The organism is Crenothrix sp. (genome assembly GCF_043729335.1).
Taxonomy (GTDB): Bacteria; Pseudomonadota; Gammaproteobacteria; order Methylococcales; family Methylomonadaceae; genus Crenothrix.
Map to the genome: position 1 here is coordinate 58783 of NZ_JAYTLQ010000028.1, position 14823 is coordinate 73605.

Consider the following 14823-nt stretch of genomic DNA (forward strand, 5'->3'; position numbering starts at 1 on the left):
TCGTCTCACCTAAAACGTAAGCATCTTATCCAATACCGCTTATTGTTTTGATGTGGGCGAAGTCAGCTGTGCCAGTACATGCTGCGCCCGATTATCAGCACCGGAAGGTAATTTTTGGGTAGTGCTGTAAATCCAGGCCGCAATGTCTTTCCAGGCAGTAGATGCCTGCAAATCGCGTAATAGCATGTGATAGCCTTTGGGGTAAAACGCCACAGTTTTATCGGCTGCATTGGTTTCCATAAATTTTTGCAAAAACTTATACGTGGGTTTTTTAGGAATAATTTCGTCCTTTTCACCATAAAGCAGTAAGGTATTACCTTGCAACGAGGTTGCACTGCTATAGGCCGTGTCCATTAAATCAGTTAGGCCGTGGATAGCATCCACACGGGTTTTTTTAATAATCCACGGATCTTTGCCCAATGCCCGCAGCATTTCAATATTATCTGATGGAGTAATGCGTACACCTCTACCGGTCAGGGTTAGCCACGGCATACTATGGGCTAAAGTCCACAGCAGGCTGGTTTGATACCAAGGCATTGTAGACCTTGCCCACAGTGCCGGTGCAGACAAAATAATGCCATCTATTTTCGGCATTTTGGTTTTGCTCATGGCCGTAATAATCACCGCACCGCCCATACTTTCACCTAATAAATAAATAGGCCGATTGGGATAACGCTGTTTTAACAGGCTCGCCAGTATTTTTAAATCACTGGTGTAAGCAGCTTCGCCAGCCCACAAGCCACGCCTGGGTGCTGCGCCAAAACCACGTTGATCATAGGCAAAACACGCGATACCCTGGCTGCTGAAATAACGTCCAGGGCCATCAAAAAAATGGCTGTAATCGTTAAAACCATGCAGTGCGATTAATACGGCTTTCGGTTCATCTTCAGGTAGCCAATGGCGTAAGGGCAAATTTGCGCCATCTTCAGCTACAAAAATGCCATCACTGATGTGTGCGGCCTGACTTTTTTCACCGGGTGGATAAATTTTGGGCATACAACCTGTCAAAGTAATCAATAAAAAAAAGCAAAGAGTGATAGACGGCGTTTTCATAGTCTCACGTAATAAGTGATCGATATTGTTTATTATAAACAAAGGAGTAGCCTTGGCGTTAAGAGCCAAGATTTGGGCTGAATGTTGTGGATGCCGCTCACCTATTAAGCTAAACGCCTGGATTAGGCAAAAGCGTTAAAATTGAGCGGCTTTGATTCGTTTGTAGGATATTAAATCGATAGAATATTCAGTAGCTTAACTCACCAGCAACATGTTATCCAACGCCAATTTAGCCAATTTAGCTTCTTCCGGAGGCACAGAAATCTGGTTAATCACATTCCCTGCTGCTAAATTCTCCATAACCCACGCCAAATGCTGTGGATCAGTCCTGAACATAGTGGAACACATACACAGTGTTGGTGACATAAAATGCACACTTTTTCCGTCAGCTTTACATTCTTCATGCAGCCGGTTCACTAAATTTAATTCCGTGGCCACCAGCCAACGTGTATTGAGTTCAGCGGCACGTATGGTTTTTAAGATGTACGAAGTAGAGCCCATAAAATCCGATTTTTGGCAGACTTCAAACGGCGCTTCTGGGTGAGCGATCACCTTGGTATCTGGGTATTTAGCCAGAAAATTATCGATTTGCTCGGGCTTAAAGGCTTGATGCACGGAGCAATAGCCTTTCCACAAAATAATTTTAGCATCACGAATTTGCTGTTCTGTTAGCCCGCCCATCGGCTTAGTAAAATCCCAGGTGACCATCTGCTCAAGCGGAATGCCCATACGATAGCCGGTATTGCGGCCTAAATGCTGATCAGGGAAAAACAGCACTTTTTCACGTTGGGCAAAGCTCCATTCCAGTATTTTTTGCGCATTGGACGACGTACAAACAATACCGTTATGCTTGCCGCAAAACGCTTTCAAATCGGCAGCTGAGTTAATGTAGGTAACCGGCGTGATGGTATTGTCGGCATCCAGTACTTGCGACAATTCATCCCAGCATTTTTGCACTTTAATCAAGTTGGCCATGTCCGCCATTGAACAGCCTGCTGCCAAATCGGGCAAGATGGAAATCTGTTCAGGTCGTGACAATATATCCGCCACTTCCGCCATAAAATGCACACCGCAAAACACGATGTATTCAGCGTCGGATTTAGCCGCATCGCGGGATAATTGCAAAGAATCCCCTGAAAAATCGGCGTGTTTAAACACTTCATCGCGTTGATAATGATGGCCGAGTATTACGCAGCGTTTACCCAATTTGGCTTTGGCGGCAATAATGCGAGTATCGCATTCTTCATCGTCGAGTAAGGCGTAATCTTGAATCGGAAAAGTCATTTAAAAGCTCACAAAAAGGGACAACTGAAAGTTAGATGAAAAAACAGCATTATTGTTCAATGTTATAAACGATAGTAACAACTACCTTGGCGGTTTTATTAATGGTAGTCTTGTCATACGTACCGCCGTAATCATCACCATCCGACGTACCACCAGGCGGCAATATATAAAACGCACCCTGCGAAGCTGAACGCATCACCCCGACTTTTACGCCGTCATGTTTAACAAATTCTTTGGCGCGGTTACGGGCGTTTTCGGTTGCATCGCCGATGAGCGACATTTTAACGTCTTCCAGATTACTCACCAAGTACAACGGCGCACTGGCAGTAAATGGTTTGCCAGTAGCTTGTACGCTCAGAATATCCTTGTTGGCGGCAGTGACTTTTACTAAGTCTTTACTAGTTACCACAATGTTTTGGCTGGCATCGTAGCCTCTTTGTTCAGAGCGTGTGCCGCCATTGGGTAAAGGAATATCAATCATGTGTGGCGTTACCGACTCAGCGCCTTCTTGCCAGCTGGTTTTATCCAAGCCATGTTCAATTAAAAACGTATCCAAACCTGGGCGTTCTTGGCGTAATTTAGCTAACGCATCAGAGAAAGTTTCGGCGGTTACCGAAACAGTCACTGTCCATTCGGCATTATCAGCTTGCACGGCTTTTTCTGCCAAGCCTTTTACAGAAACAGACTGTTGCGCCGATACAGCTTTTTTAGCCTGTACGCCTAAAATAAATGCCGCGCCGGACATGCCCAAGGCGAGCAACAAACCCAATACGGCCATTGAATAAGGTAATTGTTTTTCCATTGGATCGTCCTTTTGTTTGGTGTGGGATAATGCTAGCGGATTAGTTGTTGTTCTTTGAGCAATGCTGCTCGGACGTGTTCCCACGGTATACCACTTGAAGGGTCAGCAAGGTGTTCAGCTAAGCGGCGATGAAACTCGTTACTTTCATCCGAGCTTATATCTGTGCTGATTTTTGACTTGTGTTTCAAATAGAACCGCCCAACAACTGCGTTCTCCCAATTAGTTTGTTCTGGAATATCGCTGGTATCAATGTCTTCATCTGACAAAAGCGCCAGTTGAGTTAATTCTTCTGTTTGTTCTTTAGTGAGTTTTTTCATAACAGCCCTCTTGTAATTACTGACCTAACAAACCAATAATTTTAGTTTCTATTACTCATCTTATCTTTTATCCAAACTGGATTTCTTCTTAATGGCAACACAGCAATAACAGAAGCAACATCTTGGTTTACATCGTAATAAATTGCATATGGGAATCTTTTGGCTAGCATTCTATAGTAGCCGTAATCTTTTTTATGCACACCCACAAAAATCATCAGAGATTCTATATCAGACAAAATACTGTCCCAAAAATAATCCCCTATATTTTTCCCTTGCTTATCGTAAAAGTCACGGGCTTCATAAAGATCATACTCAGCATCAGCGAGTATTTGAATGTGATTAATGATAATCATCTATTCTGTTTTGATTTCAATTCTTTAAGCGAAATAAATTCAGCCTTGCCTTCTGCAATTTTTTTTGATCTGGCATCAAGAATACCTTGATGCCATTCTGGTGATTCAGGCTCTGTTTCTTCATGAATTAAGGAATCCCATAAGGCTTCCATTGCCTGTAACCTTTCAACCGTACTCATTCTTGCTATTTCGAGCGTATTCATGTAGTTACCTTAACGATATAAAAGCGTGTATATCTTTTCAAGAAACCAACCTCAATAACACGAAGGTGACGGTTGATCAGCATAAAATCCGTGATAATCCGCCCAATCAGCAGTCTATTACCTAACTGGTTTGCGGCGTTTTTTCCTTACCCGCTGGTTTAATCAAGCGTATACCCAGCTCTTTCAATTGTTCGTCAGTTACAACAGCAGGCGCACTCACCAACGGACACGCCGCCGACTGCGTTTTCGGGAAAGCAATCACATCACGGATTGATGTAGAACCGGTCATCAACATCACCAAACGATCCAGACCAAACGCCAAACCACCGTGCGGCGGTGCGCCATACTTCAATGCATCCAGCAAGAAACCGAATTTTTCGCGAGCTTCCACTTCACCAATGCCCAAAATCTCAAACACAGTTTGTTGCATAGAAGTGCGGTTGATACGAATCGAACCACCGCCGACTTCTGTGCCGTTCAACACCAAATCGTAAGCCCGTGACAACGCTGTAGCTGGATTCGCCACCAAGTCTTCCACCGAACAACTGGGCGCAGTAAACGGATGATGAATAGCATTAAAGCGGCCTGATTTTTCATCCCAGTCAAACATCGGGAAGTCCACCACCCACACTGGTTTCCACTCACCTTGCAGCAATTTAAGGTCGTGGCCTAATTTAACCCGCAACGCGCCCATCGCTTCATTGACGATACTGGCTTTGTCCGCACCAAAAAAGATCAAATCGCCGTCTTGTGCGCCGGTTTTGGCCATCACACTCGCCCACACTTCAGCGGAGGCAAATTTAACAATCGGGGATTGCAAGCCGTCAATGCCTGCCGCCAAATCGTTGACTTTAATATACGCCAAGCCCCGCGCTCCGTAAATACTGACGAATTTAGTCAGATCATCAATGTCTTTACGGCTTAGCAACTCGCCACCATTCGGTACGCGCATGGCGGCAACACGGCCTTTCGGATCATTGGCCGGTGCTGAAAATACCTTGAAATCCACGTCTTTCATGTCATCGGCAATATCGACCAATTCCAGCGGAATGCGCAGATCAGGGCGGTCAATACCGTAGCGCGAAATGGCTTCCTGGTAGCTCATGCGCGGGAATTTGGCATCCAGTTCCACGTTGATGACCTTAGCAAACAACTGGCGGATCATCTCTTCCATGATGACCATGATCTCATCTTCGTTCATGAACGAAGTTTCGATATCCAACTGGGTAAATTCAGGTTGACGGTCGGCGCGTAAGTCTTCATCGCGGAAGCAGCGCACGACCTGATAATAGCGGTCCATACCGGCAATCATCAGCATTTGTTTGTACAACTGCGGTGATTGCGGCAGCGCAAAAAACGAATTTTCGTGGGTGCGGCTAGGCACAATATAATCGCGTGCGCCTTCCGGCGTGGCTTTGGTCAAATACGGGGTTTCGATTTCGAAAAACTCATTGTCATCCAAAAAGTTACGCAAGATGCGCGTGACATCACGGCGCACTTTCATTTTTTCTTGCATGGCGGTGCGGCGCAAGTCAATGTAACGGTAGCGCAAACGCAGCTCTTCGTTAACTTCGATGTCGCTTTCTATTGGGAACGGCGGGGTTTCCGACTCGTTCAGCACTTCGATGTGCCTGGCCAGCAGCTCAATCTCACCGGAAAGCATATTAGGATTAGTCGTACCGGCGGGGCGATCGCGCACGATACCACTGATCTTCAATACGTATTCACTGCGGACATGCTCGGCAATAGTAAAGGTATCTGCAACGTCTGGATCAACGACAACCTGCACCAAACCGGCACGGTCGCGCAAATCGATAAAAATAACGCCGCCGTGGTCACGTCGTCTGTGTACCCAGCCACAGATGTCAACGGTGGCTCCTAGCTGTTGTTTATTAAGTTCTCCGCACTTGTGGGTACGCATGTTTTTTCCTATGTAATGATGGTAACTAAAATAATTGATGATGGTTTGCAACGGGCAATGACATACTGTTATTCAGTGGCTTTGGCAACTGATGGGGTGGGCGCGCCACCCTCCCCTGCAACATTCTTTTTCGTGCCACTTTTAAAATCGGTTTCATACCAGCCCGCGCCTTTTAGCCTAAAACCCGCTGCCGAGATTTTTTTAAGCAAATCTGGCTTATTGCACACAGGACATTGCGTTAACGGCTCGGCACTGAGTTTTTGTAAAGCTTCATACGCATGCCCACAAGACTGGCATTGGTATTCGTAAATTGGCATTGATGACTCCTAAAATGAACAGATATAGCGGGCGATAGTTGGTTTTTCAAGTCGCTTCTATAATAATAGGTGCTATTTTACAGACTTAAACCTCAATCATGAAAACATTAACCATAATCCAGCCAGATGACTGGCATGTACACGTCAGATCGGGCGCAATCTTAAAGGCCGTTATCGCGCATACCGCCAGGCAATTCGCACGGGCAATTATTATGCCCAATCTTAAACCTCCAATAACCACCATGGAACAAGCTTTGGCATATCGGGATGAAATCTTGCAAGCGGTTCCGGCAGGATTAAACTTTACTCCGTTAATGACCTTGTATTTAACGGCCGCCACAACGCCGGAAGAAATTAAACGCGTGGCGGATTCTGAGTATGTCCATGCGTTTAAATTGTATCCAGCCGGTGCAACCACTAATTCTGATGCCGGTGTTGCTAATGTAAAAGCCATTTACCCGCTGCTGGAAGCGCTGGAAAAACACGATGTGCCGTTGTTGCTGCACGGTGAAGTCACCGATGCAGAATGCGATATTTTTGACCGGGAAAAAGTCTTTATCGAGACTTATTTAGTGGATGTGGTAAAAAACTTCCCCAACTTGCGCATCGTTTTTGAACACGCCACCACACAAGAAGCGGTAGAATTTGTGCAAGCATCATCCAATAAAATTGCTGCAACCATTACCCCGCAGCACTTACTGTTTAATCGCAATGCCATGCTGGCGGGTAGTATAAGGCCGCATTACTATTGCTTGCCTATCATTAAACGTGAAAAACACCGTGTTGCATTAGTTGAGGCTGCAACTAGCGGTAACGCAAAATTCTTTTTGGGCACAGACAGTGCCCCGCATTTGTCCCATCTAAAAGAAAACAGCTGTGGTTGTGCGGGTTGTTATAGCGCCCATGCCGCTATTGAGTTATATGCAGAAGCTTTTGAAACCGAGAACGCTTTGGATAAACTGGAAAGTTTCGCCAGTTTTAACGGCCCCGATTTCTACCGATTACCCCGCAACACCACAACAATCATCTTAAAACAAGAGCCGTGGCAAGTGCCTGCTACCTACGGCACAGGCGATTTGTCTATTACGCCGTTAAAAGCCAATGAAATGTTACGCTGGAAAATACAATGACTTCTGATTACAAAGGCATTACCATAAAGCTCGCCTACCCTTCGCCACCTTCGCGTTATAACACCCCATGAATTTATCTGCTATTCCTCTAAATAAACGATTTAGAGGCTATCTTCCCGTTGTTGTAGACATTGAAACAGCGGGCTTTAATCCTAAAAAACATGCGGTTCTGGAAATTTCAGCCATTATTGTCGAATTTAACGATGAAAATGATTTAGAAATTACCGAGCGCCATGCCACGCACGTCGTGCCTTTTAAAAATTCAGAATTGGATCCGGCGGCGCTTAAATTTAATGGCATCGATCCTTATCATCCTTTTCGCATGGCGCTGGAAGAAAAAGAATCATTGGATCTGCTTTTTAAACCCATAAAAGCAGCGATAAAGCGCAATAATTGTTCAAGGGCGATTCTGGTCGGCCATAATCCGGCCTTTGATATTGCTTTTTTAAATGCTGCCATACAGCGTGCACAAATCAAACGCAGCCCCTTTCATCCGTTCAGTACCTTTGATACCGCGACATTAGGTGGCTTGGTTTATCAGCAAACGGTATTGGCGAAGATTGCCGAAGCGGCTGGTCTAAAATGGGATAACGAAAAAGCCCATTCCGCGCTGTATGATGCGGAGATTACGGCGGAATTATTTTGTATGATGGTGAATCGCTGGCGGGCATTGCAAATTCCGGCTTTTTAACAAGTTGTCCACGAAAATTAAAATATATCTTTTAAACGAGCGCACACATAGTCTGCACGCTCGTTAACTGCAACTAATTACGCGGCAACCGCACCCACAGACGATAACAATGTAGCTAATTCACCTTTTTTGTACAAATCAATCATGATGTCGCAGCCACCGACCAGTTTGCCGCCAATATAAAGCTGTGGATATGTTGGCCAGCTTGAGTATTCTTTCAATGCTTCGCGCAACTCAGGGTCTTCAAAGATATTAAAATGTGCGTATTCAGCTTTACACGCGCCCAATATTTGCACTGCTTGACCCGAAAAACCACACTGTGGGAAATCCGGTGAACCCTTCATGTATAACACGACAGGGTTTGCAAGTTGTTCTTGAATTCTTTCTATAACAGACATGTTGTTGGCCTCTTTACCAATTTTTCAAAAATAGATTAAGGTAATTCTATCAACTTTAAAGCGCTTTAAGAAGCGAATCTTACAAGCCTGTTCTTGCTTATCAGGGCATTGAAATTTATAATCAACGCTTTTTTTTAAAGCGTAGCCAAAGTTGGCTACTTATTTCTTCCTTTTGGATCAATGCTATGGCCAGCAACATTATGCCCACTTACGGTCGTTTACCTGTCACCTTTTACAGAGGGGAAGGCGCATGGTTGTGGGATGAACAAGATAACCGTTATTTAGACGCACTCTCTGGTATTGCAGTGTGCAATTTAGGGCATGCCCATCCTGCCGTTCATGCGGCTATTTGTGAGCAAAGTAAGCGCTTGTTGCACACTTCAAATATTTACGGTATTGCCGTTCAGGAACAGTTGGCCGACAAGCTGACTGAAAAAAGCGGCATGGATAATGTGTTTTTTTGCAATTCCGGTGCCGAAGCCAATGAAGCGGCCATTAAGCTGGCGCGTAAATTTGGCCACCAATCAGGTATAGAAAACCCAACTATACTTGTGATGGAAAAAAGCTTTCATGGCCGCACTTTAGCTACACTTAGCGCCACTGGCAACGTTAAGATACAACAAGGTTTTGCGCCGTTGGTAGAAGGTTTTATCCGTGTGCCTTACAACGATATTAACGCGATTGAACTGGCCCTTAATTCCCATAAAAACATCGTAGCGATTTTGGTTGAACCTATTCAAGGCGAGGGCGGGGTTAATATACCCGCAGCGGATTATCTGACCCGCATACGGGAATTATGCGATCGGCACAACATTTTAATGATGCTCGATGAAATCCAGACCGGCATTGGCCGTACCGGAAAATTTTTGGCTTTTCAGCACAATAATATTCTGCCCGATGTATGTACCTTGGCAAAAGCATTAGGCAATGGTGTACCCATTGGCGCCTGTTTAGCACGTGGCGCAGCGGCGCACGTTTTAACCGCAGGCACACACGGCTCTACTTTTGGTGGCAATCCATTGGCTTGCAGTGCGGCATTGGCTGTCTTAAAAACCTTGGAAGATGATAATTTAATCGCCTTGGCCACACAAAAAGGTAATGCCATCTGTTCTAAATTTAAAGACAGCTTGCAAGGCCATGAACACGTTATTGATGTACGTAACAAGGGCTTGATGATAGGGATTGAGCTCGACACACCCTGTGCGGAATTAGTAAAGATGGCTTTACATCAGCATTTATTGATTAATGTCACCAACGAAAAAACCATACGCTTGCTACCGCCATTAATTATTAACGAAGCACAAATCGATCAACTCGTAGATACGTTATCCATGATTATTACCGAATACACAGCACAATTATTATGAGCAGTCAGCCTAGACATTTTATTAGTTTACTTGATCTGACTAGCGAAGAATTTCGTTTTTTAATTCAAAGAGCCATACAGCTAAAAAAACACCGTGACCCTGATTATCAGCCGCTGAAAGGCCAGGTTTTGGCGATGATTTTTGAAAAATCATCCACGCGCACACGCATTTCTTTCGAAGCAGGAATGAGTCATTTTGGTGGTAGCGCCTTGTTTTTGTCGCCTAGAGATACACAATTGGGACGCGGCGAGCCTCTACAAGATAGTGCCCGGGTGATATCCAGCATGGTGGACTGCATTATGTTAAGAACCAATGCCCATGAGACCGTCACCACCTTTGCGCAACATTCCAGCGTTCCTGTCATCAATGGTTTAACAGATACACAGCACCCTTGTCAGCTGCTTGCCGACATGCAAACCTACTTCGAACACCGGGGTGACATTAAAAATAAAAAGGTGACATGGATTGGTGATGGTAATAACATGTGTCATTCTTATATTCATGCCGCTATGCTCCTGGATTTTCAGCTCAATATCGCCTGTCCTGAAGGCTACGCACCGGAGCAAGATATCATTGCTGCGGCCGGTGACCGGATTATGTTTTTTGACTCAGCTTTAGCGGCTGCCCAAAATGCGGACTTAATCGTTACCGACGTTTGGGCTAGCATGGGACAGGAAGAGGAACAAAGACAACGACAGATAGCTTTTAAAGACTATCAAGTCAATACTGAAACCATGATGGCCGCTAACGACAACGCTTTATTTATGCATTGTTTACCAGCCCATCGCGGTGAAGAAGTGAGCGCCGATGTTATAGACGGATCGCAAAGCGTTGTCTTCGATGAGGCTGAAAATCGTTTACATGCGCAAAAAGCGCTCCTAGAGTTTCTTTTGTGCAACTAATAGCAGATACTGAACCCCATATAAATTAATAACAAGTGATTCCAGTGAAGAAAATACTCAGTACATTTTTCGTTTTAATACTGATTTGTGGCGTAGCTCAGGCTAAACAACATCAACGTGGCCATAGTAAGCATAAAGCAGCCGTCGCCGACCAAGCCCAAACCGTTAATGCCAATGGAGAAGCCGTAAAAGATCCTAACGCGCCGGTAACTCCTTTGGAGTTTTCCTTAACAAAAGACAAAGAGCTGTTAAACAGAGAACTTACCGAATTGAAGAAGACATCTGCTAATGCGCAACAAATCAAGAATGAGCGCGATAGCCTTCAAGAGCGCGTAGTTAACGTTGAACGCGATTTGCAACAGTTCAAGCTTGAAAACCAGGCTTTAAAAGACAGTGCCAACCAAGACTGGTTTTTGTATGGTGGCGGTCTGGCACTAGCCGGTGTGCTTTTGGGCTTTATCATTCCTAAAATAAGCTGGGGACGCAGAAATACTTGGGGTTCTTTTTAATTTCAGCACCTCACTTTACTGACCCCGTTCGCAATTTATCGTTAAACGCATCATTCCGCAGGAAATACCCACATGAGTCAATCCGGTGACAAAAACACCCGCGCCCATTCTTCTTTAGTTGTTGACGGCATGGAGCGTGCGCCCAGTCGTGCCATGCTGCACGCTGTCGGTTTTAGCAACGACGATTTTAAAAAGCCACAAATAGGCGTTGCTTCCACCTGGAGTATGGTGACGCCGTGCAATATGCATATTAATAAGCTGGCGGATGCCGCAGCTGTGGGCGTTAATAACAGCGGCGGAAAAGCGGTGATTTTTAACACCATCACCATAAGCGACGGCATTTCCATGGGTACCGAGGGCATGAAATACTCACTGGTATCACGCGAGGTTATTGCTGACTCCATTGAGACGGTGGTCGGTTGCCAAGGTTTTGACGGCATTGTTGCTATTGGCGGCTGCGATAAAAATATGCCAGGCTGTATGATGGCAATTTCACGGTTAAATCGCCCGAGTGTGTTTGTTTATGGTGGCACTATTATGCCGGGCTGTCATAAAGATAAAAAACTGGATGTGGTGTCGGTGTTTGAGGCGGTTGGTGCCAGAGCCAATAACCAGATTGATGATGCCGAACTTGCGGCAATTGAAAGCAAAGCCATTCCAGGCCCCGGCTCTTGCGGCGGTATGTACACTGCCAATACCATGGCCTCTGCTATTGAAGCCCTAGGCATGAGCTTGCCAAACAGTTCAGCGCAAGCCGCTATTTCAGATGACAAACGTCTGGACTGCGAACGCGCCGGTGCTGCGGTATTGGAGTTGCTGAGGAAAGACATTAAGCCCAGCGACATCATGACCAAGCCCGCCTTTGAAAATGCCATTACCGTGGTGATTGCTTTAGGCGGCTCCACCAATGCGGTACTGCATTTATTAGCGATGGCCAATGCCGCCAATGTGGATATTACCCTGGATGACTTTACCCGCATCGGTAAACATGTCCCGTTGGTTGCTGATTTAAAACCTAGCGGTAAATACCAGATGGCGGAACTGATTGAAATTGGCGGCATTCAACCGCTGATGAAAGTGCTTCTGGACAGCGGTTTATTGTACGGTGATTGCTTAACCGTTACCGGCAAAACTATGGCAGAAAACTTGGCTGGCGTAAATCCGTACCCTGATGGTCAGGATATAATCCGTTCTTTGGATAACCCGATTAAAAAAGACAGTCATTTAGTTATCTTATATGGCAATCTGGCTTCGGGTGGTGCAGTGGCTAAAATTACCGGCAAAGAAGGCTTGGTATTTACTGGCACAGCCAAAGTATTCGATGCCGAAGAACAGGCACTGCAAAGCATTTTGAACGGCGATATAGTTAAAGGCGATGTCATCGTTATTCGTTATGAAGGCCCTAAAGGCGGCCCGGGTATGCGCGAGATGCTCTCCCCTACGTCGGCCATTATGGGTAAAGGCTTGGGTAAAGAAGTGGCGTTGGTTACCGACGGGCGATTTTCCGGTGGTACGCACGGTTTTGTTGTGGGACATATTACCCCTGAGGCTTATGTCGGCGGCGCGTTGGCTATTGTTGAAAATGGCGATACCATCACGATTGATGCCGAAAAAAATCTGCTAACATTGCATGTTGATGAGCAAACAATAGCTGCTAGACTGGCTAAGTGGCAACAGCCAGCCCCGCGTTATACCCGTGGCGTATTGGCAAAATATGCCAAGTTAGTCAATTCCGCATCGCTGGGTGCTGTGACTGATAATTTGGATTAACCAAGAAAAATTCGCCTGCCCACTTAGAGTTCGGGTATTTACCTCAGAAGGTAAGTACGGATCTTTCCCGTAAACTTAGGGCTTATATAGGCATTTGTACGTATTTATTTACAGGGTATTTCTGATAGAATTTAATAATTAAAATTTTTTTGGGGTAATTCTTATGAAAAAGTTCCGTTTAAACCTATCTTTAGCAATCTTTTTCTTGGGATTACCCATTTCTGGTTATGCTGCGGTTGATCAGTGGGCTTCAACAGTAATCGGTTTTAGTACTCAATACAGTTCAGATAGCTGGTCTGCAAGTCAAGCTTTAGGCGCGCCCAATAGTCTTACCTATGGCGATCATTCAACAGCTTGGACTCCAAAAACTACAAATGCAGGTTCAGAGTTTTTGACATTGGGTTTTAAAACGCCCATTATCGCTACCGGTGTAACCATTCGAGAAACATATGGCTCAGGTTTTGTTAGGGCAATTGATGCAATAGACACAAATAACATTGTTCATAGGGTATGGACGGGGAAAGATACAAGCCTCCCCGATGTTATTAATAATTTTCGTATAAGCTGGCCAGCCACGCGTTATCTTGTAAAAGCGGTAAAGGTAACTATTTTTACCAATACCAGCCAAACTGTTTATAAAGAAATAGATGCTGTAAAGTTGCATGGCCTTGAATCACTAAGTGGAACAATCTCTCCCCGTCTTAAACATAAAGCAGAATTGGTTTGTACTAATACCAAGACTGGCCAATCGACAAAAGTCACTATCAAAGGCAGTAGTTTGACCGCGCCTGTCAGTTATTGGAATTGCGAAAATGCAGGGTTAAAATTCAAAGCCGGCGACAAGGTAAAAATTGAGATTACCGGTGTAATAGCTCCTTGAAAGGCAATTAAAAATCAACAGTTTAATTTGGTATAAAAACGCAGCATCCAACAGACATTTTGAATTATTATGTTGGGTGCTGTGACGGATAATTTGGATTGAACGTAGAGGCTTTCAAAGAATAAATCTCCAGTTTTATGTAATATTATAGTTCGATATATAATGACAGATAAACGCTACGATCAAATCGGCTGGCTCGGCTTCATTCTCATCATTAGTGCCTACTTATTTATTACTCTAAAATTTCTGGATGTCAGCTCTCCCGTGTACCATCTGTTAAATTTAATCGGCGCTTTATGTATGGTTGCCAATGCAAAACATAAAGATGCCAAGCCGCTATTATGGCTAAACATTGTTTGGTCAGTGATTGCAATCATCGGTTTGCTGCAAATTAAATCATTGGCTGCGTAATTTTATGAGTACATTAAACCCAACTGAAACCGAATGGAATCTGCGAGTCGATCTTGCCGCTGCATTTCATCTTGCAGTAGCTCATAATCTGCATGAAGCCATAGCCAACCATTTTTCTGCAATGTTGCCAGATGGGCAGCACTTTTTGGTCAACCCCTTTGGTTTGCATTTTTCCGAGATTACCGCTTCCAACCTGATAGTCTGCGACTTCAACGGCAAAGTGATTCGCGGCGAAGGTGAACCTTCGGCATCGGCGCACCACATTCATGCCCCGATACATCGACTTATTCCCCGCGCCCGTGTGCTTATGCATACCCATCAACCTTACGCGACGGCATTAACCATGATTGCTCAAGGCCGTCTTGAATGGGCGCTGCATACGACGTGCCGCTTTTATGGTCGGGTCGCTTACGATACCGGGTAGTCCCTACAAATCAATGCAGGTGTTAATTTGTAGGGATTTTTGACATAGTGCAGTGATAAAAACTGCACTGAAACCCCATGACCCTGAAATT

18 protein-coding genes are annotated in these 14823 nt (G+C 44.9%); 9 read left to right on the forward strand and 9 right to left on the reverse strand.

Features of this window, described 5'->3' with window-relative positions; translation table 11 throughout:
* Positions 1-39: 39 nt before the first annotated feature.
* The 8 genes from ACHZC4_RS07030 to ACHZC4_RS07065 form a co-directional block, all read right to left on the reverse strand.
* Positions 40-996, reverse strand: coding sequence for an alpha/beta hydrolase (locus tag ACHZC4_RS07030; protein ID WP_394753120.1), 957 nt, complete (start codon positions 994-996; stop codon positions 40-42).
* A gap of 252 nt (positions 997-1248) precedes the next feature.
* Complete coding sequence (nadA, locus tag ACHZC4_RS07035; protein WP_394753121.1) at positions 1249-2337, reverse strand: quinolinate synthase NadA; 1089 nt, start codon at positions 2335-2337, stop codon at positions 1249-1251.
* A gap of 49 nt (positions 2338-2386) precedes the next feature.
* Positions 2387-3139: an SIMPL domain-containing protein gene (locus ACHZC4_RS07040; protein ID WP_394753122.1), complete on the reverse strand. Its 753-nt coding sequence runs from the start codon at positions 3137-3139 to the stop codon at positions 2387-2389.
* Positions 3140-3171: 32 nt separating this feature from the next.
* Positions 3172-3456 carry a hypothetical protein gene (locus tag ACHZC4_RS07045; RefSeq protein ID WP_394753123.1) on the reverse strand — a complete coding sequence of 95 codons (285 nt, stop codon included), beginning with the start codon at positions 3454-3456 and terminating at the stop codon, positions 3172-3174.
* A 41-nt stretch (positions 3457-3497) separates the two neighbouring features.
* Positions 3498-3809 carry a type II toxin-antitoxin system RelE/ParE family toxin gene (locus tag ACHZC4_RS07050; protein WP_394753124.1) on the reverse strand — a complete coding sequence of 104 codons (312 nt, stop codon included), beginning with the start codon at positions 3807-3809 and terminating at the stop codon, positions 3498-3500.
* On the reverse strand, positions 3806-4012 hold the full coding sequence (locus ACHZC4_RS07055) for an addiction module protein (RefSeq protein WP_394753125.1): 207 nt from the start codon (positions 4010-4012) through the stop codon (positions 3806-3808). Before ACHZC4_RS07055 ends, ACHZC4_RS07050 begins: the two co-directional genes overlap by 4 nt.
* A 121-nt stretch (positions 4013-4133) precedes the next feature.
* Entirely contained in the window at positions 4134-5933 is a 1800-nt protein-coding gene (aspS, locus tag ACHZC4_RS07060) for an aspartate--tRNA ligase (protein ID WP_394753126.1), read from the reverse strand.
* A 68-nt stretch (positions 5934-6001) separates the two neighbouring features.
* A complete protein-coding gene (locus ACHZC4_RS07065) occupies positions 6002-6250 on the reverse strand; it encodes an FmdB family zinc ribbon protein (protein WP_394753127.1) in 249 nt (82 codons plus the stop codon).
* A gap of 98 nt (positions 6251-6348) precedes the next feature.
* Between ACHZC4_RS07065 and pyrC the strand changes: the two genes are divergently transcribed.
* Together pyrC and rnt are read left to right on the forward strand one after the other, a co-directional pair.
* Positions 6349-7380, forward strand: coding sequence for a dihydroorotase (gene pyrC, locus ACHZC4_RS07070; protein WP_394753128.1), 1032 nt, complete (start codon positions 6349-6351; stop codon positions 7378-7380).
* Between the two features lie 67 nt (positions 7381-7447).
* Positions 7448-8071: a ribonuclease T gene (rnt, locus tag ACHZC4_RS07075; RefSeq protein WP_394753129.1), complete on the forward strand. Its 624-nt coding sequence runs from the start codon at positions 7448-7450 to the stop codon at positions 8069-8071.
* A 77-nt stretch (positions 8072-8148) separates the two neighbouring features.
* Here rnt and grxD read toward each other — a convergent pair whose 3' ends face one another.
* Positions 8149-8469 carry a Grx4 family monothiol glutaredoxin gene (gene grxD / locus ACHZC4_RS07080; protein ID WP_394753130.1) on the reverse strand — a complete coding sequence of 107 codons (321 nt, stop codon included), beginning with the start codon at positions 8467-8469 and terminating at the stop codon, positions 8149-8151.
* Positions 8470-8654: 185 nt separating this feature from the next.
* Here grxD and ACHZC4_RS07085 point away from each other — a divergent pair, with 185 nt between their 5' ends.
* The 7 genes from ACHZC4_RS07085 to ACHZC4_RS07115 all read left to right on the forward strand — a co-directional run bounded on the left by ACHZC4_RS07085 (position 8655) and on the right by ACHZC4_RS07115 (position 14732).
* On the forward strand, positions 8655-9836 hold the full coding sequence (locus ACHZC4_RS07085; protein ID WP_394753131.1) for an aspartate aminotransferase family protein: 1182 nt from the start codon (positions 8655-8657) through the stop codon (positions 9834-9836).
* On the forward strand, positions 9833-10738 hold the full coding sequence (argF, locus tag ACHZC4_RS07090) for an ornithine carbamoyltransferase (RefSeq protein WP_394753132.1): 906 nt from the start codon (positions 9833-9835) through the stop codon (positions 10736-10738). The genes ACHZC4_RS07085 and argF overlap by 4 nt, the downstream gene beginning before the upstream one ends.
* Positions 10739-10782: 44 nt before the next feature.
* Positions 10783-11247 (forward strand): TIGR04211 family SH3 domain-containing protein, encoded by a 465-nt coding sequence (locus ACHZC4_RS07095; protein ID WP_394753133.1) that lies wholly within the window; start codon positions 10783-10785, stop codon positions 11245-11247.
* Positions 11248-11319: 72 nt separating this feature from the next.
* Positions 11320-13017 carry a dihydroxy-acid dehydratase gene (gene ilvD / locus ACHZC4_RS07100; RefSeq protein ID WP_394753134.1) on the forward strand — a complete coding sequence of 566 codons (1698 nt, stop codon included), beginning with the start codon at positions 11320-11322 and terminating at the stop codon, positions 13015-13017.
* Positions 13018-13180: 163 nt separating this feature from the next.
* Positions 13181-13897 (forward strand): hypothetical protein, encoded by a 717-nt coding sequence (locus ACHZC4_RS07105; RefSeq protein WP_394753135.1) that lies wholly within the window; start codon positions 13181-13183, stop codon positions 13895-13897.
* 162 nt (positions 13898-14059) lie between these two features.
* A complete protein-coding gene (locus ACHZC4_RS07110) occupies positions 14060-14308 on the forward strand; it encodes a hypothetical protein (RefSeq protein WP_394753136.1) in 249 nt (82 codons plus the stop codon).
* Positions 14309-14312: 4 nt separating this feature from the next.
* Complete coding sequence (locus ACHZC4_RS07115; protein WP_394753137.1) at positions 14313-14732, forward strand: class II aldolase/adducin family protein; 420 nt, start codon at positions 14313-14315, stop codon at positions 14730-14732.
* The last annotated feature ends 91 nt before the right edge of the window (positions 14733-14823 follow it).